Origin of the sequence: Streptomyces sp. NBC_00236 (genome assembly GCF_036195045.1) — a bacterium.
Lineage (GTDB): Bacteria > Actinomycetota > Actinomycetes > Streptomycetales > Streptomycetaceae > Streptomyces.
The window spans coordinates 4,401,830-4,425,048 of record NZ_CP108100.1 but is presented as its reverse complement, the minus strand read 5'-3'; the positions used below and the strand labels follow the sequence as shown (position 1 = coordinate 4,425,048).

The 23,219-nt window shown below is 65.6% G+C and carries 12 protein-coding genes, 4 rRNA genes and 2 pseudogenes; 6 read left to right on the top strand and 12 right to left on the bottom strand.

The annotated features are described in order from the left end of the window. Nucleotides 1-75: 75 nt before the first annotated feature. A 16S ribosomal RNA gene (locus OG446_RS19955) occupies nucleotides 76-1,601 on the bottom strand. Nucleotides 1,602-2,245: 644 nt separating this feature from the next. Here OG446_RS19955 and OG446_RS19950 point away from each other — a divergent pair. Together OG446_RS19950 and OG446_RS19945 are read left to right on the top strand one after the other, a co-directional pair. Beyond that, on the top strand, nucleotides 2,246-2,641 hold the full coding sequence (locus tag OG446_RS19950) for a hypothetical protein (protein ID WP_328895317.1): 396 nt from the start codon (nucleotides 2,246-2,248) through the stop codon (nucleotides 2,639-2,641). A gap of 422 nt (nucleotides 2,642-3,063) precedes the next feature. Next, nucleotides 3,064-3,507 carry a nuclear transport factor 2 family protein gene (locus OG446_RS19945; protein ID WP_328895316.1) on the top strand — a complete coding sequence of 148 codons (444 nt, stop codon included), beginning with the start codon at nucleotides 3,064-3,066 and terminating at the stop codon, nucleotides 3,505-3,507. A 30-nt stretch (nucleotides 3,508-3,537) separates the two neighbouring features. Here the strand turns inward: OG446_RS19945 and OG446_RS19940 are convergent. Both OG446_RS19940 and OG446_RS19935 read right to left on the bottom strand, forming a co-directional pair. Further along, nucleotides 3,538-4,411 (bottom strand): annotated as a pseudogene (locus OG446_RS19940) (IS5 family transposase). 288 nt (nucleotides 4,412-4,699) lie between these two features. Beyond that, complete coding sequence (locus tag OG446_RS19935) at nucleotides 4,700-5,152, bottom strand: iron chaperone (RefSeq protein ID WP_328895315.1); 453 nt, start codon at nucleotides 5,150-5,152, stop codon at nucleotides 4,700-4,702. 155 nt (nucleotides 5,153-5,307) lie between these two features. On the opposite strand from OG446_RS19935, the gene OG446_RS19930 reads away from it, so the two are divergent. Then, nucleotides 5,308-5,898, top strand: a complete 591-nt coding sequence (locus tag OG446_RS19930; RefSeq protein ID WP_328895314.1) for a TetR/AcrR family transcriptional regulator — start codon at nucleotides 5,308-5,310, stop codon at nucleotides 5,896-5,898. Between the two features lie 96 nt (nucleotides 5,899-5,994). On the opposite strand, the gene OG446_RS19925 is transcribed toward OG446_RS19930, so the two are convergent. The 7 genes and pseudogenes from OG446_RS19925 to OG446_RS19895 all read right to left on the bottom strand — a co-directional run bounded on the left by OG446_RS19925 (nucleotide 5,995) and on the right by OG446_RS19895 (nucleotide 14,684). Further along, a complete protein-coding gene (locus OG446_RS19925) occupies nucleotides 5,995-7,032 on the bottom strand; it encodes a hypothetical protein (protein WP_328895313.1) in 1,038 nt (345 codons plus the stop codon). A gap of 23 nt (nucleotides 7,033-7,055) precedes the next feature. Next, nucleotides 7,056-7,602 (bottom strand): annotated as a pseudogene (locus tag OG446_RS19920) (AAA family ATPase). An 84-nt stretch (nucleotides 7,603-7,686) separates the two neighbouring features. Beyond that, nucleotides 7,687-8,208 carry a chloramphenicol phosphotransferase CPT gene (cpt, locus tag OG446_RS19915; RefSeq protein ID WP_328898351.1) on the bottom strand — a complete coding sequence of 174 codons (522 nt, stop codon included), beginning with the start codon at nucleotides 8,206-8,208 and terminating at the stop codon, nucleotides 7,687-7,689. Between the two features lie 187 nt (nucleotides 8,209-8,395). After that, nucleotides 8,396-8,512: ribosomal RNA gene (rrf, locus tag OG446_RS19910) — 5S ribosomal RNA — on the bottom strand. A gap of 79 nt (nucleotides 8,513-8,591) precedes the next feature. Beyond that, a 23S ribosomal RNA gene (locus OG446_RS19905) occupies nucleotides 8,592-11,716 on the bottom strand. Nucleotides 11,717-12,015: 299 nt separating this feature from the next. Continuing rightward, a 16S ribosomal RNA gene (locus OG446_RS19900) occupies nucleotides 12,016-13,541 on the bottom strand. The 16S, 23S and 5S rRNA genes sit together here, the layout of an rRNA operon. 588 nt (nucleotides 13,542-14,129) lie before the next feature. Beyond that, the gene (locus OG446_RS19895) at nucleotides 14,130-14,684 is read right to left on the bottom strand and encodes a MarR family winged helix-turn-helix transcriptional regulator (protein ID WP_326659527.1); all 555 of its coding nucleotides are present in this window, start codon (nucleotides 14,682-14,684) and stop codon (nucleotides 14,130-14,132) included. 146 nt (nucleotides 14,685-14,830) lie between these two features. On the opposite strand from OG446_RS19895, the gene OG446_RS19890 reads away from it, so the two are divergent. Next, nucleotides 14,831-16,138: an MFS transporter gene (locus OG446_RS19890; protein WP_328898350.1), complete on the top strand. Its 1,308-nt coding sequence runs from the start codon at nucleotides 14,831-14,833 to the stop codon at nucleotides 16,136-16,138. Nucleotides 16,139-16,165: 27 nt separating this feature from the next. On the opposite strand, the gene OG446_RS19885 is transcribed toward OG446_RS19890, so the two are convergent. Together OG446_RS19885 and OG446_RS19880 are read right to left on the bottom strand one after the other, a co-directional pair. Next, nucleotides 16,166-17,830, bottom strand: coding sequence for an ATP-binding SpoIIE family protein phosphatase (locus tag OG446_RS19885; RefSeq protein ID WP_328895312.1), 1,665 nt, complete (start codon nucleotides 17,828-17,830; stop codon nucleotides 16,166-16,168). 194 nt (nucleotides 17,831-18,024) lie between these two features. Beyond that, nucleotides 18,025-19,341 (bottom strand): NAD(P)/FAD-dependent oxidoreductase, encoded by a 1,317-nt coding sequence (locus OG446_RS19880; protein ID WP_443050171.1) that lies wholly within the window; start codon nucleotides 19,339-19,341, stop codon nucleotides 18,025-18,027. Between the two features lie 419 nt (nucleotides 19,342-19,760). Between OG446_RS19880 and OG446_RS19875 the strand changes: the two genes are divergently transcribed. Both OG446_RS19875 and OG446_RS19870 read left to right on the top strand, forming a co-directional pair. Then, entirely contained in the window at nucleotides 19,761-20,675 is a 915-nt protein-coding gene (locus OG446_RS19875; protein WP_328895310.1) for a TetR/AcrR family transcriptional regulator, read from the top strand. Between the two features lie 440 nt (nucleotides 20,676-21,115). Continuing rightward, nucleotides 21,116-23,158: a sigma-70 family RNA polymerase sigma factor gene (locus OG446_RS19870; RefSeq protein WP_328895309.1), complete on the top strand. Its 2,043-nt coding sequence runs from the start codon at nucleotides 21,116-21,118 to the stop codon at nucleotides 23,156-23,158. Nucleotides 23,159-23,219: the final 61 nt, after the last annotated feature.

Sequence of the window (23,219 nt, the reverse complement as noted above, 5' to 3'; positions counted from 1 at the left end):
ATGAGCAACCAGCACCGAACATTCGCCGGTGTACTGGCCTCTGACCAAGCAAGCTTGGTAAGAAGTGCTCCTTAGAAAGGAGGTGATCCAGCCGCACCTTCCGGTACGGCTACCTTGTTACGACTTCGTCCCAATCGCCAGTCCCACCTTCGACAGCTCCCTCCCACAAGGGGTTGGGCCACCGGCTTCGGGTGTTACCGACTTTCGTGACGTGACGGGCGGTGTGTACAAGGCCCGGGAACGTATTCACCGCAGCAATGCTGATCTGCGATTACTAGCAACTCCGACTTCATGGGGTCGAGTTGCAGACCCCAATCCGAACTGAGACCGGCTTTTTGAGATTCGCTCCGCCTCGCGGCATCGCAGCTCATTGTACCGGCCATTGTAGCACGTGTGCAGCCCAAGACATAAGGGGCATGATGACTTGACGTCGTCCCCACCTTCCTCCGAGTTGACCCCGGCAGTCTCCTGTGAGTCCCCATCACCCCGAAGGGCATGCTGGCAACACAGAACAAGGGTTGCGCTCGTTGCGGGACTTAACCCAACATCTCACGACACGAGCTGACGACAGCCATGCACCACCTGTCACCCGACCACAAGGGGGGCCGTATCTCTACGGCTTTCCGGGCGATGTCAAGCCTTGGTAAGGTTCTTCGCGTTGCGTCGAATTAAGCCACATGCTCCGCTGCTTGTGCGGGCCCCCGTCAATTCCTTTGAGTTTTAGCCTTGCGGCCGTACTCCCCAGGCGGGGAACTTAATGCGTTAGCTGCGGCACCGACGACGTGGAATGTCGCCAACACCTAGTTCCCAACGTTTACGGCGTGGACTACCAGGGTATCTAATCCTGTTCGCTCCCCACGCTTTCGCTCCTCAGCGTCAGTAATGGCCCAGAGATCCGCCTTCGCCACCGGTGTTCCTCCTGATATCTGCGCATTTCACCGCTACACCAGGAATTCCGATCTCCCCTACCACACTCTAGCCTGCCCGTATCGACTGCAGACCCGGGGTTAAGCCCCGGGCTTTCACAACCGACGCAACAAGCCGCCTACGAGCTCTTTACGCCCAATAATTCCGGACAACGCTTGCGCCCTACGTATTACCGCGGCTGCTGGCACGTAGTTAGCCGGCGCTTCTTCTGCAGGTACCGTCACTTTCGCTTCTTCCCTGCTGAAAGAGGTTTACAACCCGAAGGCCGTCATCCCTCACGCGGCGTCGCTGCATCAGGCTTTCGCCCATTGTGCAATATTCCCCACTGCTGCCTCCCGTAGGAGTCTGGGCCGTGTCTCAGTCCCAGTGTGGCCGGTCGCCCTCTCAGGCCGGCTACCCGTCGTCGCCTTGGTAGGCCATTACCCCACCAACTAGCTGATAGGCCGCGGGCTCATCCTTCACCGCCGGAGCTTTTAACCTTCCCCCATGAGAGGGAAAGTATTATCCGGTATTAGACCCCGTTTCCAGGGCTTGTCCCAGAGTGAAGGGCAGATTGCCCACGTGTTACTCACCCGTTCGCCACTAATCCACCCCGAAAGGCTTCATCGTTCGACTTGCATGTGTTAAGCACGCCGCCAGCGTTCGTCCTGAGCCAGGATCAAACTCTCCGTGAATGTTTTCCCGTAATCGGGTAGACACCACGAGAGCGGAACGACCGAGTCGGAATATGACCGGCCGTTCGCTATGTCCTCGCTGTGTGCATTGCCTATCAAGCCCGAAGACTTGTTAGGACTTTCAAAGGAACCTCGAACCTGCCGAAACAGGTCGGGGTATCAACATATCTGGCGTTGACTTTTGGCACGCTGTTGAGTTCTCAAGGAACGGACGCTTCCTTTGTACTCACCCTCAGAACATTTTCTGGGGCTTTCCTCCGGGCGCTTCCCTTCGGTCTTGCGTTTCCGACTCTATCAGACTCTTTCGTGTCCGATTCCCGGTCGAAGCGGGTTTCGCATTTTGCTTTCCAGTTCTTCGCTTTCGCGCTTTCCCTTTCCAGCGAGCTCAACTCTACCAGAGACTTTCGGGCCTGATTCCCACCCCCCGGTCCACCCTGATGCCCCATCACTTCCCCGCCCCGCGCCGCATGGGACCGGACCTCTGCGTCCCCTCCCGTACCGGGCTGCGACTCCCCGTACAGACGGCGGTCGAGGGCCGGCCTGCAACGCACGTCAGCAACCCGATTACGTGTCAACGGACTTCGGCCAGCACCGGCGGGGCCACACGGCTTCCTGCAGGAGCTCCGCTACAGCATGATCAGTCGATGCTGATCGAACTGGTGAAGGTCGCCAAGTTTCCCTGGAGCCCTTGGCTGGCCCAGATTCGGACCCCGTTCGGGGGGACGGCGCTCCGCTGGTGCGGTGACCAGGCGGCAGCACCGGGCGAGTACCACGTCGAGTGGACGATCGACGAGGACATCGCCTGGGGACGGAACGCAATGCCGGCTGCCGACTCCGGACCGGGGGTCCGGCCCGGCGGACACTGTGTGGTCCTGCGCGGCCGGTTGAACCTCACCGTGGACGGGGCAGCCGTGCTGGACCTCGACGGCACGCAGATCCTGCTGGACCTCGCTGCCCCGTTGCCCGAAGGCGTGGCCGGCACATGGGTCGAGCTGTTCCTCGAGCGCGAGAAGGTCGCGCTCTACCCCTTCGAACTCTGACCAGAGGCCAGAGCCGGAAGGCGCCGGAGGTTCCACTTCACCGCCGATCGGTTCAATGCCGAAGCGACTCGGCCGAGAGAGGCGACGGAAGCGCTCAGAGGCGCGTACTGCGGGCTGGGAGCTGTCCACACCTGTCCACACCGAGGACGCCGCGGTCCTCTGGCCGTGCGACCGGGGTCGCCGAGGGGGAGTCGGCCGAAGCACCCAGCCGCCGCCCTCGTCCGCAGCCGAGGGCCCGGTCCGCCAGGACCTTCCCTCTGGAGGCTGAAGCGACGGCGCTCGTCCCCGTCCCCGACCAGGGCGTGTATCGAAAGTGGATCTGCTCGCCTTACTTCCGAGGTAATCGTCTCGGCGTGCCGATGCCGGCAGGGTTGGTGATCCGTCCGCGTCGGAGGACGCGGATCAGGACGGAGGGGTCAGTCATGTCCATAGCCACACCGGACAACACGCGCACTGTGGTTGAGGAGCTGTTGCGCAGAATTGGCGAGGGTGACCCCGAGCACATCGCCGAGATGTATGCCGAGCAGGGTGATTGGAAGCTCGCCTGGCCGGAGGCCGAGCACGGCCGTACTGCCACACCGTGGATCCGTCACCGGTCCACCCGGGCCGACGCGGCCGCCCACTATCGCGAACTTGCCGAGTATCACGTGCCGGATCATGTGGCGACTGAGGTTGAGCGCATCCTTGTCGACGGAAGCGACGCGGTCGTGCTGGGCGAGATCCGTCAGACCGCCCGGCCCACCGGGCGTGCCTACAAGGCGCGGTTCGCTCTGCATCTCACCGTCGCAGACGGCCTTGTCACCCGGCACCATGTCTACGAGGACAGCCTGGCCGTCGCCCAGGCATTCGAGGCGAAGGATCAGTGAAAGACCATCGGCCCTTAGCGAAGACGCTGCTCATAGCCACTCGTTGATGGTCGCGACGAGGACGGTCGCCTCGTAGCGGACCGCCAACTTTTCGAAGCGCGTGGCGACGGCCCGGTGCCTCTTGAGGCGGTTGATCCCGCACTCGACCGCGTGACGCTCACGGTAGTCGGCCGGGTCGAAATAGGGCGGCCGACCGCCACGAGAACCAAGCCTCCGGCGGTTGCGCGTCTGGTCGGTCTTGTCAGGGATGGTGCAGCGGATCCCGCGCCGTCTCAGGTAGGCGCGGTTTCTGCGAGAGGCGTACGCCTTGTCCGCCCGCACCCGATCAGGTCGGACGCGTGGTCGGCCCTGCCCGATGCGGGGCACGCGGACCTTCTCCAGCACCGGCTTGAACTGAGGCGAGTCCCCACGCTGCCCGGCCGTCACCACGATCGACATGGGCTTCTGGCCCTGTCCGACGGCCAGGTGCAGCTTGGTGGTGAAGCCGCCACGTGATCTTCCAGCCCGTGCTCATGGGGCTCGGCGAAAATGCCGCCAGGTGGTTCCTTCTGCAGGTCGCCCTGCTTGCGGGCCCCGGCCGCATGCTGATGGGCGCGGCAGACGGTGGAGTCGACGCTCAGGTCCCACACGATCGCCCCCTTCGCGTCGGCCAGGGAATGGAGCCGGGTGAGGATCCGCTGCCAGGTGCCGTTCCGCTGCCATCGGCCGAACAGGTCGTAGATCCGGCTCCACGGTCCGTACTCAACAGGGACGTCCCGCCAGGGAACTCCGGTCCGGACCCGGAACCGTATGCCGTCGAGCAATTGCCGCCGAGGCCAGACCGGCGGCCGACCCGCCTTGATCCCCTCGGCAACTACGGCTCCAGTGTTGCCCACTGCTCGTCCGTGAGATCTCCACGCCCCATGAACCGTGATCATTACAACTCAAGATCTACTTTCGATACACGGCCTAGTTCTGCGTCAAGCAACGGCTGCCCCGTCGACGACGTCGCGTAGGCACCAGTCGTTAGTAGGGCAGTTTCGCCAGACGATGTAGCCGCGGATCATGCTGCCCTGCTCTTTCCGTGCTCAGCCTGGCGCCTCGCCTTCGCCTTCGTCCTCGTCAGCGGCGAAGCTCGGCAGACGCTGTGCCAGCAGCGCAGGCCGCCAAGCGCACGAAGGGGCAACGGACCCAGCCCGTTCCGGGCCCAGCCTCAGCTCACCGCCCGCTTCACCAGTGCAGCTACCTGCGCCTCCACCTCGGCCGTCACCTCGGTCAGGGCGAATCCGGCCGCCCACATCGTGCCCTCGTCCAGCTTCGCCTGGTCACTGAACCCGAGCGTCGCGTAGCGCGCCTTGAACTTCTCTGCGCTTTGAAAGAAGCAGACGACCTTGCCGTCCAGCGCGTAGGCGGGCATCCCGTACCAGAGCTTCGGCGCGAGTACCGGGGCGCCGGCTGTGATCACGGCGTGAAGGCGCTCGGCCATGATCCGGTCCGAGTCCTGCATCTCGGCGATCTTCGCGAGCACGTCTCGCTGCGCCTCCGCCGCCTTGTCCGCGTGCGAGCTACGGCGCTTGGCTGTCTTCAGCTCTTGAGCGTGCTCTTTCATCGCGGCCCGCTCCTCGGCCGTGAATCCCTCTTGTGTGCCGCTCTTGTTGGTGCGCATGGCAGATCTCCCCTTGATGTACCGAATCCTGGGCGCGTGGGCAGTGTCATGCCGCCACACTCGACATCGGCACGCCGCGTGCCGATCGAGCCTCAATGCTGCGCGCTGCACTCGTTGATTGTCAACGGCACGGCCAGTGCCGTTAGGGTGGTGGCATGACCGACACGCCAGCCACGCCGAGGCGCCGAGGCGCCGCTCGCACCGAAGAGCTGCTGCAGGTAACCCTCGACCTGTCCGCGGAAGTCGGTTACGCAGGCCTGAGCATCGAGGCGGTCGCCCGAAGGGCCGGGGTCGGAAAACACACGATCTACCGGCGCTGGCCGTCCATGCCGGCGCTGCTGCTCGACGCACTCAACCGCGCGTGGACCAGCGACCTGGACTACCGCGACACCGGGGACGTCCGCGCTGATTTGCGTGAACAGTTCCTGCGCTCGGGCCTCACCCTTTCCGACCCGCCGATCGGCCCGGTCTATCGGGCGGTCATCGCCGAGGCTCAGGCTGACTCGGTACTGCGGGCGACCCTGCACGAACGCTTCCTGGCCACCGTCGAGCAGAGCACTCTCGAGCGGATCACTCACGCCCAGCGCATCGGTCAACTGGCCGCGGAGGCGAACCTGGAGTTCGCTGCCGAGGTGCTGTGCGGCGCGCTGTACTACCGCAGCCTGCTGTCGACCCGACCCATCGATGAAAACGTGGTCGACGGACTGCTGGACATGTTCATGGCCGCCTACGGAACCGGTAACTAGGACTCGGCCACACAAGGCAGGCCCAGCTTCCTGATCCAAGGACCATCCAAGTCACCATCGGACAACCAGGCATTGGGGGGTCTGAGGCGGCACCAGCTATTGAATGCACCAGCGATGGGGGTGATCAGCATCGTGGGGACAGGCGAATACGTTGAGCTCGCCCCATCGGCCGACGGTGACCTGGGTGGGAGAGGCGCTCCGGCGAGTGGGCTGGGCCCGGTCCTCCAGTGGCCTCCAGCTGCCGCTCCCCCCATCCCACTCCGAGCTGTCGATGGTCAGGAGCAGGCTCATCGGTGTCGCACAGGCCAGGCAGTCCATCGGGTACGGATCGGTCGCATGCCAGGAGGCGAAGCCACCCACGCGCCAGCCGGGCGGAATGGACAGGTCGTACTGGTAGCCGAACGGCTCATCCGTGGTTCCGCCCGCCGGCTCCTCGGCATCGCCCTCAAGTGCCTCCTCCCAGGCATCGATCCGGGAACACAGCTCCTCGGGCAGAAGACCGGCGTCCGGATAGGTGACCACCTGCTCCGGGTGCAACACGCAGGGCTCGGGCACGAAGCCGTCGGAACCCACGACCAACGGCTGCGGCGGATCCATCAGTACTTCGCCGACCTCCCACGACCGTCGCCAGCGCAGGTGCAGCTCCAGGTCGTACCTGCCCGGGCCGTGTGCGTTGAAGGGGCACCAGAACACCTGGAGGAGGTCGCAGCCGCCCGGCCCCGCCGGAAGGTCGGGCACATCCCGCCGGTACAGCTGTGCAAGGCCGATCATCGGGAGCGGGTCGGTCTCGGCCGCCCCCGCGATCCGGTGATCCCGGCGCAGCTCGTCCAGGAGCTCCCGTTCCTCATCCGTCGGACCGGCGACGGGTTCGCGGGCCCATGCCGAAGCCAGGACCTGTCGATAGCGGCGGATGTCGGCAGGACGACGCCCACGCCCACGCCCGCGGCCGTGGGCCTCGCCGCAGACGGGCCACGGCTCACCCGCCGGCCACAACATGGGGCCGCCCACGGAGCTGGCCGCCGGATCCGGTGCACCCGGGCGCGGGTGAAGCCGTGTTGTCGTCCCCCGAAAGGCGGCCAACTCCGGGAAGAGCGCCTCGACATCGAGAGGGCGCGATGGCGTGTTCCTCGTCATGAGAGCGACCTGAGACACCCGTCCTACTCGCCCATGTCCCCACCCACGCGAGCCAGCACTTCGTCGGCCAACTCTGTCGTTGTCAGCTCGCCGTCCAGGAACACGGTATCGCCGGGGAGCGTGCTCATCGCGGCCGTACACGGCTCGATCCTGTCCTTGCACCACTGCCGGACCCGTTCATCCTGCTCGGGATTGTCCGGCGTGAAGCTCCGCCCGTCGATCCGCTTCCTCAAGACCTCCTCGGAGACCTCGATGAAGAAGTGATGGACCACGATTCCCGCGTCCTTCAGCGCGCCGAAGACGTCTTCGACATAGCGCTCGTTGATCAGGGTCATGGGTACGAGTACGGGCTTCTGGTACTCCTCGACGAGGCCCACCGCCCAGGTGCGCGACCTGCCTTCGCCACAACCTCAGATCCTGGAAGTCGCCGGTGGGGACCTCCACGATCTCGCGCAGCACGTAGCCGATCATCTCCGGGTCGTAGACCAGCGCCTCGGGCCGACGCCGACGCAGCTCTTCGACGAGCGTGGTCTTCCCACTGCCGAACGCACCGTTCACCCAGACAATCACACGCATCTCCCCGTCCCTCAGGTCCTCGCCGGACGCAACGTCATCGGAGTCACACAACGGCGTACGCCGGCACCGATCCTGCACTCAGCCGAGGCGGGCGGCAATGGCTCGCGCGCACGCCAGGGACTCGGTATGCGTCGTGTCCACCTCCAGGTCGTAGAGCACCCCTTCGTGAACCACATCTGCCTGTGCCACAGCCATCCCCCGGGCGCGATCTCCTCGTGCGACCTCACGCCCTGCCGCGACCGCGCTCTCGCATCTGACGCCGACCCACAGCACGGGCAGTCCGTCCAGCGCCCTCTGCCAACGCTGCTGGGACGCGGATCCGCCGAGGAAGACGTCATCGATGACCACCCTCGCGCCTGCACGAACCATCCCCACCACGCCAGTCATCCAGGCCGCCTCCAACGCCCGGAACTCCGCCCCGACATTCACCGCGCCATCCGCCGCGACCACGATCCCCTCGTCCGACGTCTGCATCCTGGCGGGCATGGCATCGACGAACGAGTCGCATCCGAACGCCAGCCACGGAACGGGCAGTACATCCTGCAGGCACCGCACGATCCCGGACTTCCCCGAGCTGGAACCACCATTGAGAATGATCATCTGAGTCGTCGTCGTCACCGAACCACACTAGGTCGGTGCCCACACGACAGGAAACGGATATCGGCGCACGTTGCCGGTGGGCGACGCAGCGGCCGGACCAGTCCAGCTGGTCACCGCAGGCTGAAGGTCCGGTGAACGCAGAAAAGCCCCGTGCCACAAGGGCACGGGGCTTAACTATTCAAAAGGAGTTCGGCGGCGTCCTACTCTCCCACAGGGTCCCCCCTGCAGTACCATCGGCGCTGAAAGGCTTAGCTTCCGGGTTCGGAATGTAACCGGGCGTTTCCCTAACGCAATGACCACCGAAACACTATGAAATTAACCAACACCGGAAATAAACACGGCCGTTCGTTATTTCAGAACTAACACAGTGGACGCGAGCAACTGAGGACAAGCCCTCGGCCTATTAGTACCAGTCAGCTCCACCCGTTACCGGGCTTCCACATCTGGCCTATCAACCCAGTCGTCTACTGGGAGCCTTAACCCTTCAAGAGGGTGGGAATACTCATCTCGAAGCAGGCTTCCCGCTTAGATGCTTTCAGCGGTTATCCTTTCCGAACGTAGCCAACCAGCCATGCCCTTGGCAGGACAACTGGCACACCAGAGGTTCGTCCGTCCCGGTCCTCTCGTACTAGGGACAGCCCTTCTCAATATTCCTACGCGCACAGCGGATAGGGACCGAACTGTCTCACGACGTTCTAAACCCAGCTCGCGTACCGCTTTAATGGGCGAACAGCCCAACCCTTGGGACCGACTCCAGCCCCAGGATGCGACGAGCCGACATCGAGGTGCCAAACCATCCCGTCGATATGGACTCTTGGGGAAGATCAGCCTGTTATCCCCGGGGTACCTTTTATCCGTTGAGCGACAGCGCTTCCACAAGCCACTGCCGGATCACTAGTCCCGACTTTCGTCCCTGCTCGACCCGTCGGTCTCACAGTCAAGCTCCCTTGTGCACTTACACTCAACACCTGATTGCCAACCAGGCTGAGGGAACCTTTGGGCGCCTCCGTTACTCTTTAGGAGGCAACCGCCCCAGTTAAACTACCCATCAGACACTGTCCCTGATCCGGATCACGGACCCAGGTTAGACATCCAGCACGACCAGAGTGGTATTTCAACGACGACTCCACAACCACTGGCGTGGCCGCTTCAAAGTCTCCCACCTATCCTACACAAGCCGAACCGAACACCAATATCAAACTATAGTAAAGGTCCCGGGGTCTTTCCGTCCTGCTGCGCGAAACGAGCATCTTTACTCGTAGTGCAATTTCACCGGGCCTATGGTTGAGACAGTCGAGAAGTCGTTACGCCATTCGTGCAGGTCGGAACTTACCCGACAAGGAATTTCGCTACCTTAGGATGGTTATAGTTACCACCGCCGTTTACTGGCGCTTAAGTTCTCAGCTTCGCCGACCCGAAAGTCAGCTAACCGGTCCCCTTAACGTTCCAGCACCGGGCAGGCGTCAGTCCGTATACATCGCCTTACGGCTTCGCACGGACCTGTGTTTTTAGTAAACAGTCGCTTCTCGCTGGTCTCTGCGGCCACCCCCAGCTCAGGAAGCAAGTTCCCTCACCAGTGATGGCCCCCCTTCTCCCGAAGTTACGGGGGCATTTTGCCGAGTTCCTTAACCATAGTTCACCCGAACGCCTCGGTATTCTCTACCTGACCACCTGAGTCGGTTTAGGGTACGGGCCGCCATGAAACTCGCTAGAGGCTTTTCTCGACAGCATAGGATCATCCACTTCACCACAATCGGCTCGGCATCAGGTCTCAGCCTTAATGTGTGACGGATTTACCTACCACACGGCCTACACCCTTACCCCGGGACTACCACCGCCCGGGCTGGACTACCTTCCTGCGTCACCCCATCGCTTACCTAGTACAAGTCTGGTTCGTCGGCTCCACCACTACCCTCAACTCCGAAGAGATCGGGCCGGCTTCACGGACTTAGCATCGCCTGATTCAGTATTGGGCGTTTCAAAGCGGGTACCGGAATATCAACCGGTTGTCCATCGACTACGCCTGTCGGCCTCGCCTTAGGTCCCGACTTACCCTGGGCAGATCAGCTTGACCCAGGAACCCTTAGTCAATCGGCGCACACGTTTCTCACGTGTGTATCGCTACTCATGCCTGCATTCTCACTCGTGAACCGTCCACAACTCGCTTCCGCGGCTGCTTCACCCGGCACACGACGCTCCCCTACCCATCCACACAGGCGTTGGCCCTATATGTGTGAATGACACGACTTCGGCGGTACGCTTGAGCCCCGCTACATTGTCGGCGCGGAATCACTTGACCAGTGAGCTATTACGCACTCTTTCAAGGGTGGCTGCTTCTAAGCCAACCTCCTGGTTGTCTCTGCGACTCCACATCCTTTCCCACTTAGCGTACGCTTAGGGGCCTTAGTCGATGCTCTGGGCTGTTTCCCTCTCGACCATGGAGCTTATCCCCCACAGTCTCACTGCCGTGCTCTCACTTACCGGCATTCGGAGTTTGGCTAAGGTCAGTAACCCGGTAGGGCCCATCGCCTATCCAGTGCTCTACCTCCGGCAAGAAACACACGACGCTGCACCTAAATGCATTTCGGGGAGAACCAGCTATCACGGAGTTTGATTGGCCTTTCACCCCTAACCACAGGTCATCCCCCAGGTTTTCAACCCTGGTGGGTTCGGTCCTCCACGAAGTCTTACCTCCGCTTCAACCTGCCCATGGCTAGATCACTCCGCTTCGGGTCTTGAGCGCGCTACTAAATCGCCCTATTCGGACTCGCTTTCGCTACGGCTTCCCCACACGGGTTAACCTCGCAACACACCGCAAACTCGCAGGCTCATTCTTCAAAAGGCACGCAGTCACGACTGCATGTGCAAGCACATACAGCGACGCTCCCACGGCTTGTAGGCACACGGTTTCAGGTACTATTTCACTCCGCTCCCGCGGTACTTTTCACCATTCCCTCACGGTACTATCCGCTATCGGTCACCAGGGAATATTTAGGCTTAACGGGTGGTCCCGCCAGATTCACACGGGATTTCTCGGGCCCCGTGCTACTTGGGTGTCTCTTAAACGAGCCGTTAATGTTTCAGCTACGGGGGTCTTACCCTCTACGCCGGACCTTTCGCATGTCCTTCGCCTACATCAACGGTTTCTGACTCGTCTCACGGCCGGCAGACCATGAAAAAGAGATCCCACAACCCCGCATGCGCAACCCCTGCCGGGTATCACACGCATACGGTTTGGCCTGATCCAGTTTCGCTCGCCACTACTCCCGGAATCACGGTTGTTTTCTCTTCCTGAGGGTACTGAGATGTTTCACTTCCCCTCGTTCCCTCCACACTGCCTATGTGTTCAGCAGCGGGTGACAGCCCATGACGACTGCCGGGTTTCCCCATTCGGAAACCCCCGGATCAAAGCTTGGTTGACAGCTCCCCGGGGACTATCGTGGCCTCCCACGTCCTTCATCGGTTCCTGGTGCCAAGGCATCCACCGTGCGCCCTTAAAAACTTGGCCACAGATGCTCGCGTCCACTGTGCAGTTCTCAAACAACGACCAGCCACCCATCACCCCACCCTTACCGGATGAGTTCACTGGGGCCGGCAACCGAAGGACGACCATGACGGCCGTACCTTCAGATACCCAACAGCGTGCCCGACCCGACCGATCACCCTCACGTTCCACGCCGAAGCAGTACTAGTGAAAACAACCTGTCGTGCCGAATAGTCAACGTTCCACCCATGAGCAACCAGCACCGAACATTCGCCGGTGTACTGGCCTCTGACCAAGCAAGCTTGGTAAGAAGTGCTCCTTAGAAAGGAGGTGATCCAGCCGCACCTTCCGGTACGGCTACCTTGTTACGACTTCGTCCCAATCGCCAGTCCCACCTTCGACAGCTCCCTCCCACAAGGGGTTGGGCCACCGGCTTCGGGTGTTACCGACTTTCGTGACGTGACGGGCGGTGTGTACAAGGCCCGGGAACGTATTCACCGCAGCAATGCTGATCTGCGATTACTAGCAACTCCGACTTCATGGGGTCGAGTTGCAGACCCCAATCCGAACTGAGACCGGCTTTTTGAGATTCGCTCCGCCTCGCGGCATCGCAGCTCATTGTACCGGCCATTGTAGCACGTGTGCAGCCCAAGACATAAGGGGCATGATGACTTGACGTCGTCCCCACCTTCCTCCGAGTTGACCCCGGCAGTCTCCTGTGAGTCCCCATCACCCCGAAGGGCATGCTGGCAACACAGAACAAGGGTTGCGCTCGTTGCGGGACTTAACCCAACATCTCACGACACGAGCTGACGACAGCCATGCACCACCTGTCACCCGACCACAAGGGGGGCCGTATCTCTACGGCTTTCCGGGCGATGTCAAGCCTTGGTAAGGTTCTTCGCGTTGCGTCGAATTAAGCCACATGCTCCGCTGCTTGTGCGGGCCCCCGTCAATTCCTTTGAGTTTTAGCCTTGCGGCCGTACTCCCCAGGCGGGGAACTTAATGCGTTAGCTGCGGCACCGACGACGTGGAATGTCGCCAACACCTAGTTCCCAACGTTTACGGCGTGGACTACCAGGGTATCTAATCCTGTTCGCTCCCCACGCTTTCGCTCCTCAGCGTCAGTAATGGCCCAGAGATCCGCCTTCGCCACCGGTGTTCCTCCTGATATCTGCGCATTTCACCGCTACACCAGGAATTCCGATCTCCCCTACCACACTCTAGCCTGCCCGTATCGACTGCAGACCCGGGGTTAAGCCCCGGGCTTTCACAACCGACGCAACAAGCCGCCTACGAGCTCTTTACGCCCAATAATTCCGGACAACGCTTGCGCCCTACGTATTACCGCGGCTGCTGGCACGTAGTTAGCCGGCGCTTCTTCTGCAGGTACCGTCACTTTCGCTTCTTCCCTGCTGAAAGAGGTTTACAACCCGAAGGCCGTCATCCCTCACGCGGCGTCGCTGCATCAGGCTTTCGCCCATTGTGCAATATTCCCCACTGCTGCCTCCCGTAGGAGTCTGGGCCGTGTCTCAGTCCCAGTGTGGCCGGTCGCCCTCTCAGGCCGGCTACCCGTCGTCGCCTTGGTAGGCCATTACCCCACCAACTAGCTGATAGGCCGCGGGCTCATCCTTCACCGCCGGAGCTTTTAACCTTCCCCCATGAGAGGGAAAGTATTATCCGGTATTAGACCCCGTTTCCAGGGCTTGTCCCAGAGTGAAGGGCAGATTGCCCACGTGATACTCACCCGTTCGCCACTAATCCACCCCGAAAGGCTTCATCGTTCGACTTGCATGTGTTAAGCACGCCGCCAGCGTTCGTCCTGAGCCAGGATCAAACTCTCCGTGAATGTTTTCCCGTAATCGGGTAGACACCACGAGAGCGGAACGACCAAGTCGGAATATGACCGGCCGTTCGCTATGTCCTCGCTGTGTGCATTGCCTACCAAGCCCGAAGACTTGTTAGGACTTTCAAAGGAACCTCGAACCTGCCGAAACAGGTCGGGGTATCAACATATCTGGCGTTGACTTTTGGCACGCTGTTGAGTTCTCAAGGAACGGACGCTTCCTTTGTACTCACCCTCTCGGGCTTTCCTCCGGGCGCTTCCCTTCGGTCTTGCGTTTCCGACTCTATCAGACTCTTTCGGGCCTGATTCCCAGTCAGCGGGGTTTGTCTTTCCGGCTGTTGGGCCGTTCCGACGTCTCAAACTCTAGCGAATTTTCCCGGCGACTCATAATCGAGTCTTCGCAATCAATTTCGGCATGCCGAAATTGATCCCGCGATGGGAGATCGTGTCGAGAGTGGGTTGCCGCATTCGCGGCGGATGGTTGTCGAAGAACCGTTCCGGCTCGGGGACAACTCGAAGAACCTTACGGATCCCGTGGGGTCGTGTCAACCCCCTCCCGGTCGGCCCCTGCTGAAGGCGCCCCGGGCCGTCTCAGCCCAGGTCGGTGAGGCGTCCGCCGGCGTCCGGCTGGGCGTGCTCGACACGGCGCAGGAGGCGGATCAGCATCTCGCCGAGGGCTCCGCGCTCGTCGCCCGAGAGGTCCTGGAGCAGGTCCTCCTCGAAGTCCGTCGCCATCCGCATCGCCTCCAGCCACTTCGTACGACCCTCGTCCGTCAGCTCGACGATGACGCGCACCCGGTTGTTCTCGTCGCGGTCACGGGTCACGAGTCCCTCGCCCGCCATGCGGTCGATGCGATGCGTCATCGCGGCCGGGGTGAGGCCGAGGCGCTTGGCGAGCTCGCCGGGGCCCAGTCGGTAGGGAGCGCCGGAGAGTACGAGGGTCTTGAGGACCTCCCACTCGGCGTTGCTGATGCCGAGGGCGGCGACCTGCCGTCCGTACGCCACGTTCATCCGGCGGTTCAGCCGGCCGAGGGCCGAGACGACCTGCTCGACCTGCGGGTCCAGGTCGCGGAACTCGCGCTGATAGGCGGCGATCTGCTCGTCGAGGCTCGGCTCCTGGAGCTCGGGCTCCGTGGTGTCAGACATGGCGGGCAGTATGGCACGCCCTCCGTAGCCGTCGAAGTCCTCCGATCTGTATTGTTGAGGTTCTAACTTTAGTGCTAAAGTCTTCGGGTTCGAGTCGTTCGAGACATGGTTTCTAGACCTTGAGGTAGGTGAGTGTGACCAGGGAAATGGGTGCAGCACTGCGGCGGATCCAGCTGGGGAGCGCGCTGAGCGCGTTCGGGCTGGGGTTCACCGTTCCGTATCTGTACGTCTATGTGGCGCAGGTACGGGATCTCGGTGCCGGTACGGCGGGAGTCGTACTGGCGGTCTTCGCCATGGCAGCGCTCGCCGTCCTACCGTTCACCGGCCGGGTCATCGACCGCCGCGGGCCACTGCCCGTGCTGGTCGTCGCCTCGGCCGTAGCCTCCCTGGGCGCCGTCGCGCTGGGCTTCTCCTCGCAGGTCACCGCAGCCGTGTTGTCGGCAGCGGTGCTCGGTGCGGGGACCGCCGTCATGCAGCCGGCCCTCGCCACGATGCTCGTCCGTTGTTCCGACGCCAGCACCCGTACCCGCGCCTTCGCCATGCAGTTCTTCCTGCAGAACCTGGGGCTCGGCATCGGTGGTCTGGTCGGCGGGCTGATCGTGGACACGAGCCGGGCCTCCTCCTTCACGATGCTGTTCCTGATCGAAGCGGTCATGTTCCTCGTGCTCGGCGCCATCGCGGCGACCGTGCGGATGCCCCGGCCCACTGCCGTCGCGAAGGAAGCGGCGGCCGACGGAAGCGTTCCTCGCGGCGGGCTGCGGGTGCTGCTCTCGCACCGGGCCATGGTGCAGCTGTGCGTGCTGGGCTTCGTGGTGTTCTTCGCCTGCTACGGACAGTTCGAGTCCGGCCTTGCCGCGTACGGCACCGAGGCCGCCGGGATCCAGCCCTCGACGCTCGGGATCGCGCTGGCCGCCAACACCGCCGTCATCGTCGTGGCCCAGTTCGTGGTGCTGCGTCTGGTGGAGCGCCGCAAGCGCAGCCGGGTCATCGCCTCGGTCGGCCTGATCTGGGCCTTCGCCTGGATCGTGGCGGGCTACGCGGGTCTCGGGCACGGCAGCCAGACCATGGCGACCGCCGCGATGATCTCCACGTACGCACTGTTCGGGCTCGGCGAGGCGATGCTGTCGCCGACCGTCGCGCCGCTGGTCGCCGATCTGGCGCCGGAGTCGATGGTCGGTCAGTACAACTCGGCGTTCGCGCTCTGCAAGCAGCTGGCGCTGGCGGTCGGACCCGCCGTGGGCGGTCCGATGGGGGCGTCGCTGCACGGGCCGTACATCGTGACGTTCGTGCTGTTCTCGCTGGGCATCACGGTGCTCGCGCTGCGGCTCGGGCGGCGGCTCACCCCCGTACAGGACCAGCCTTCGCTCGCGGCCGTGCCGTCGCGGGTGGTGGCCGTGTCGTTGCCGGAGAACGCGCCGGCCGACGGGCCGACGCCCGTCGCCGCCGTGCACTGACCGTCCCGGGCCACGGGCCCCGGTCCGCTACTGCGGCAGGGCGAATTCGCACCAGACCGCCTTGCCGCCGCCGGGTGTGCGGCGGCTGCCCCAGGACGTGGCGATCGACGCGACGATGGAGATGCCCCGGCCCGCCTCGTCCCCCGGTTCGGCGCGGCGGCGGCGCGGCAGGTGGTCGTCGCCGTCGGTCACTTCGATGATCAGCCTGCGGTCCGTGCGCCGCAGGGCCAGGCGCATCGGCGGCGTCCCGTGCTGCAGGGAGTTGGCCACGAGCTCGCCGGCGGCGAGAACGCCCAGCTCGCACAGCTCCATCGGGAAACGCCAGGACGTCAGCACGCCCGTCGCGAAGGCACGGGCGCGCGGGGCGGCCTCGATGCCGCCGAGCAGATCGAGCGAGGCGTTGTGGAAGAGCTCCGCCGTCGCTCCCGTGCGGGCGGGGTGCTGGACGACCAGCACCGCCACGTCGTCGTCGTGCTCCGCGGTGATGTTGAGGGAACGCATCAGACGGTCGCAGACCACCTGCGGCGACCCCTTCGCGCCGGACAGCGCCCGCTCCAGCGAGGCCACGCCCTCGTCGATGTCCTCGCTGCGGCGTTCGACCAGGCCGTCCGTATAGAGGACGGCCGTCGAGCCGGGCGGCAGCGCGATCGTGCCCGAGGTGTGGATCCAGCCGCCGGTGCCGAGCGGGGGGCCGGTCGGGTCCGCGGCCCGGTGGACCGTGCCGTCCTCGTCGCGTACCAGGATCGGGAGGTGGCCGGCGGAGGAGTAGACGAGCAGGCCCTCGTTGGGATCATGGACGGCGTAGGCGCAGGTCGCGATCTGGCTCGCGTCGATCTCGGCGGCGAGTCCATCGAGGAGCTGGAGCACCTCGTGCGGGGGGAGGTCGAGGCGTGCGTAGGCGCGCACGGCCGTGCGCAGCTGGCCCATCACCGCTGCGGCGCGCACTCCGCGGCCCATCACGTCCCCGATGACCAGCGCGGTGCGGCCCGCCCCGAGGGTGATGACGTCGTACCAGTCGCCGCCGACCGCGGCGTCCGTCCCGCCCGGCTGGTAGGTGGCGGCGATCCGCAGGTCGTCGGGCTGCTCCAGCTCCTGCGGGAGCAGCGAGCGCTGAAGGGTGACGGCCGTCTTGCGGTGCCGGCTCTCGCTGGTGCGCAGCCGCTCTGCCGCTTCGGCGTGGTCGGTGACATCCGCGGCGTACACGAGGACGCCGCCCTCGTGGCCCTTGTCCTTCTGGTGTCGCACGGGGGTGCAGGTGACCGTGTACGAGTTGCCGCTGCCGGCCTTGCGGGACTTGACCGTGCGCGGCGTACCGCTGCGCAGGACCTGGTCCATCAGGGGGAGCAGGCTGAGCTCGGTGAGTTCGGGCATCGCCTCGGCCGCCGGGGCGTCGAGGGGGCGCGGGCCGAACGCCGCGGTGTAGGCGTCGTTGACGTAGGTGATGCGGTGATCGGGCCCGTGCACCAGGGCGACGAGGGCCGGCAGCCGGCTGAGGATGTCACGGGCGGAGAGGTCCTCCAGGGCGGGTCCTGCCGACCGGGTGCCGGGGGCCCCGGGATCGCCGTCCGGAGGGCCCGACCCGGTGTCGGCCTGTGCGTACTCGGCGCGGGCCGCCGGTACGGGACTGCGGTCGTCCCGGGCGGCTCTGCGCTGCGTACCGGGTAGGCGGGCGCTCCAACGCGTGAAGTTCACGGAATCCATTGCCTCGTGTGTCGGTCTGGTCCGCTCGGGCGGGCTGCTTCCTCTGCCGGGGCGTCACAAGTATGCGGTGGCGGTCTGTTGCCCCTGGGACGGTCTTCCTCGATGGTCACTGTCGGTCGCTGCCTGCCGGGTCACTCTGTGCAGATGTGAGCCCACCTATGGTCACACGTCCAGTGTGTCGGACCCTACTGACAGTCGCCGTCGTCCGGCCGGGGGCGCCTTCCTGCGGCGATTTCGAACTCGGCCCTGGGGTGTTCCAGGGAGCCCAGTGACACGATCTCGCGCTTGAAGAGTCCGGCCAGGGTCCATTCGGCCAGCACCCGGGCCTTCCGGTTGAACGTCGGGACGCGGCTCAGGTGGTACGTGCGGTGCATGAGCCAGGCCGGATACCCCTTGAGCCTGCGCCCGTACACATGCGCGACGCCCTTGTGGAGTCCCAGGGAGGCGACGGACCCCGCGTAGCTGTGCCGGTACTCCTTGAGCGGGCGGCCGTCGATCGCGGCGACGAGGTTGTCGGCGAGGACCTTGGCCTGGCGAACCGCGTGCTGGGCGTTGGGCGCGGTCTCCTTGCCCGGTTCGGCGGCCGTCAGGTCGGGGACGGCCGCGGCGTCACCTGCGGCCCAGGCGTGTTCGGTGCCCTCGACGGTGAGCCGGGCGGTGCAGACGAGCCTGCCGCGTTCGTTGAGGGGCAGGCCGGTGTGGGCGAGCAGCGGGGCCGGTTTGACTCCGGCGGTCCACACGAGCGTGCGGGTCGGGAAGCGGGAGCCGTCGCTGAGCACGGCGATCCGGTCCTCGCAGGACTCCAGCCGGGTGTCGAGGCGTACGTCGATGTTGCGGCCGCGCAGCTCCCTGACCGCGTACCTGCCCATCGACTCCCCGACCTCGGGGAGGATGCGGCCGGTCGCCTCGACGAGGATCCATTTCAGGTCCTCGGCCTTGATGTTGTGGTAGTACCGCGCGGTGTAGCGGGCCATGTCCTCCAGTTCGGCGAGCGCCTCCACTCCCGCGTATCCACCGCCGACGAAGACGAAGGTGAGGGCGGCGTCACGGATGGCGGGGTCGCGGGTGGCCGACGCGATGTCCATCTGCTCGATCACGTGGTTGCGCAGCCCGATGGCCTCTTCGATCGTCTTGAAGCCGACGCCGTGCTCGGCGAGGCCGGGGACCGGGAGGGTGCGCGAGACGGAGCCCGGGGCGAGGACGAGTTCGTCGTACGGGATCTCCACGGCGCCGGTGCCGTCCTCGGCCGTGGCGAGGGTGGTGACGGTCGCGGTGCGCTTGGTGTGATCGATGCGCCGGGCCTCCCCGACGACGATGGTGCAGTGCGCCAGGACCCGGCGCAGCGGCACGACGACATGACGCGGTGAGATCGAGCCTGCGGCGGCCTCGGGGAGGAACGGCTGATACGTCATATAAGGGTCGGGGGTGACGACGGTGATCTCCGCTTCACCGCTTCTCAGTCTCTGCTTCAGCTTCCGTTGGAGACGCAGCGCTGTGTACATCCCGACATAGCCCCCACCGACGACGAGAATGCGCACACCCGGCGGGGGGCCGGGGGGTGTTCCCCCGGAATCTGAAGCCATCACCACCCCATGACGCAACGTGCGCAGGAGTTTGTCCACAGCCCCGGCAAATTGTGTGACCGGAGGTTCTGTACGGGCCGCGGCCGGAGGCCGTGCCGTATATACGGAAGCCCCGCAGGTCAGGGGTTGCCGGAAGGCCGGTGGGAGGGGTTCGGGCGGGTGACCGGCCGGTCCGAGCTCCGGCCGGACGGCGCTCCCGGGGGGTTGCCCCCTTCTGAATTGACCCTGGCTCAACTATGTTCGTGTGTCGTCGGGGTGTCGGACGGTGACCATCGTTCCACCCTCGACTGATACGGCGGGAGTCTCCGGGGGGAGACGTCATAACCGGGGGAACAGTTATGCATATTCAGGAATCGCATTGGCCGACTGCTGCGGTCGCGTCCGAAGGAAACGGACGGATCGGTGCAGTCGGCACAGTGAGCGGCCTCGGAGCGGACGGAGCCGACGCGTCGCCGGGGACCGTGAGCACGCTCGGAGCCGCAATCGGCGCGCAGGCCGGCGGGGCCGGCGCACACGGCCGCTCGGCGCCGCTGCGCGTGGACGCGCAGCGCAATCTGGAACACGTGCTGCGGGCCGCGCGCGAGGTGTTCGGCGAGCTGGGGTACGGCGCTCCGATGGAGGACGTGGCACGGCGCGCCCGGGTCGGCGTCGGAACGGTGTACCGGCGCTTTCCCAGCAAGGACGTGCTGGTGCGGCGGATAGCCGAGGAGGAGACTGCCCGGCTGACCGACCAGGCCCGGTCCGCTCTGGGGCAGGAGGAGGAGCCGTGGTCGGCGCTGTCGCGCTTCCTGCGTACGTCGGTGGCCTCGGGTGCCGGGCGGCTGCTGCCTCCGCAGATACTGCGGGTCGGTGTCGAGGCCGATGAGTCCGTGATGGTCGGCGATGCGGGTACCGCGCGGGACGCGGAAGCGGCGCCGGATGACGCGTGGGACGAACCCCGGGTTCCCCAGCAGCGTCAGGAAGCCGGGCAGGCTGCGGGCCAGGCGGGTCTGCGGGTGGCCGATCACCTTTCCGTGCCGGCGGACGGGAGTGAGGACCTCGGTGCCGGTGCTGCCGATCTGCTGGAGGTCGTGGGCCGGTTGGTCGACCGGGCTCGGACGTCGGGTGAGCTGCGCCGTGATGTGACGGTGGCCGATGTGCTGCTGGTCATCGCGACGGCGGCGCCCTCGCTGCCCGACGCGGCCCAGCAGGCGGCGGCCTCGGCCCGACTGCTGGACATCCTGCTGGAGGGCCTGCGCTCGCGCCCTGTGTGAGTGCGTGCGTGAGTGCGTGCGTGCGTGAGTGCGTGAGTGCGTGCGTGCGTGCGTGAGTGCTGCCCGGTGACGTTGCCGGGTGGCACCGCCCAGTGACGTTGCCCGGTGGCGTTGCCAGTACCGCTGCCGGTGGTGGGGCGGTCCGGGCGAGGGGTCGTCCCGGTCGGGTGGGGCGTCCGCTCCGGCCCGGATGATGCCGTTCCTGGCTGGTGGTCCGCCTTGGTCCGGATAGAGCGCTTCCGTCGCGCTCGTGGTGTTCCGCCCCAACTGCCCCGTCAACATATCCCGTTACTCCTTCCCCGAATGGGTGCCCACTAGTGCGCGCACTCGGGAAAGCGCCCCGGATGAGTGGTTGCCGGGGCTGAAGGGCCGCCGTACCTGCGCTCTGTGGCACGCTTGCCCGGTGTTCGGGTCCGACAGCGCATACGGGGGCGTCCGCGATGAGCGGTGACGGGCAGCAGGAAGAATCACTCGACGGTGTGTCCGCCGTCGGCGGCACGGAGACGGGCGGACTGTCCGGGCATCAGGTGCCGAGCCAGGCCGGACCACGGCGCCCGGGCGCCGGCGGCGAGGCAGCCGACCACGAGGACGCCGGGTACGAGGGCGGCGGCACCGTCCTGCCCGGGCCGTGGCCGCCCGCTCCGGCCGAGAAGCCGGCGGCCGTGGACACGGACGCGATCGATGCCGCCGCAGCGACCGCGGTACCCATGCAGCGGGCGCCCAGCCGCACGCCTGCCGGGGACGCCTCCGGGCTCGCGCCCTCCGACGCCCAGTTGATCCAGCGGATGCGTGAGGGCGACGACCTCGCGTACGAGGAACTGTTCCGACGCCATTCGGACGCGGTGCGCCGCTACGCGCGTACCTGCTGCCGGGACGCACACACCGCCGACGACCTGACGGCCGAGGTCTTCGCCCGGGCCCTGCAGGCGGTACGGGGCGGCAAGGGACCCGAGGAGGCCGTACGGGCCTATCTGATGACGGCGGTCCGGCACGTCGCCGCCGCGTGGACGAAGACGGCGAAGCGCGAGCACCTGGTCGACGACTTCGCGGTGTTCGCCGCACAGGCGTCGCGCACCTCCGAGGTGTCGGACGCGGACACACTCGATCTCGGCGCCGACGTGATGGCGATGCACGAGGCCGAACAGTCGATGGCGATGCAGGCGTTCCGCAGCCTCCCTGAGCGCTGGCAGGCCGTCCTGTGGCACACCACCGTCGAAGAGGAGTCGCCCAGCGACATCGCCCCGCTGTTCGGACTGACGGCCAACGCCACGTCGGTGCTGGCCAGCCGTGCCCGTGAGGGGCTCAAGCAGGCCTATCTGCAAGCCCATGTGAGCCAGGCGCTCACCTCCGGCGGCGACTGCGCCCGCTACGCGGACCGGCTCGGCGCCTACGCCCGCGGGGGCCTTCGGATGCGAGCCGAGCGTGGTCTGCGCGGCCATCTGGACGCCTGCGAGAAGTGCCGGCTCGCAGCAGGCGAACTGGCCCATGTCAACGCCGGCATCCCCGCGCTGCTGCCGGTCGCGGTCATCGGCTGGTTCGCCGCCGGGTACGCGCTCAAGGCCGCCGGGATCGTGGCAGGGGGCGCTGTCGGCGCCGCCGGTGCGGGTGCCGCCGCCGCGGCGACCGGAGGCAGCTCGTCCGCGGGCTCCGCCGCCGGGGGCGCCGCCGCCTCCGAAGGGCTCGGGGCTCCCGCGAAGGCCGGCATCGCGGCTGCGGTCGTCGTCGCTGCCGCGGCCGGGCTGGTCTGGGCCCTGGTCGGGGACGACCAGCCGCGCCCCGAGGCGAAGCCGGTCGCCCGGCCCCCGGCCGTGGCGCCCGCGGTACCGACCCCCACGCCTCCGAAGCCGACTCCGACGCCCCCCGCTCCCGCTCCCCCGGCTCCCGCACCGCCGGAACCCACGCCCACGCCCACACCCACCCCGACCCCGACCCCCACGCCGACCCCGACACCGACACCGACACCCACGCCGACCCCCACGCCCCCTCCATCCCCCACGCCGGAACCCACGCCCCCGGCGCCGACTCCGCCGCCTCCCGCTCCGGCCCCGGAGGTGTACCAGGTCAGCGAGCTGGACTACACCCTGCTCGGCGACCACACCGGTCCCGAGGTGGTGCTCGGTGAGAGCAGCTGGGTCTGGCAGCGTTCCGGCGTGTCGATCGGTGGCACGCGGTACGCGCACGGGGTGACCGTCCACAGCCGTTCCTCGGTCTACATCCAGCTGAACCGCTCGTGCACGCGCTATGAGGCGATGGTCGGTGTGGACGATCTGACCATGGGGCTCGGCTCGGTGCGGTTCTCGGTGTTCAACGGCGACGGGGCGCGGCTGTGGCAGTCCCCGGTGATGAAGGGCGACGACCCGGCCGTTCCGGTGAGCGTCGGCATCGAGGGCCAGGAGCGGATCCGGCTCGTCGTGGAGCCGACGACCCCGGTCCGCGGATTCGCCCTCGCCGACTGGGCCGAGTCGCGCATCAGCTGCCGCTGAGCTCAGGAGCAGTTCCGTACGGGTGTGGGCCGGGCCCTCGCCCCCGTGCCCACCCGGCCAC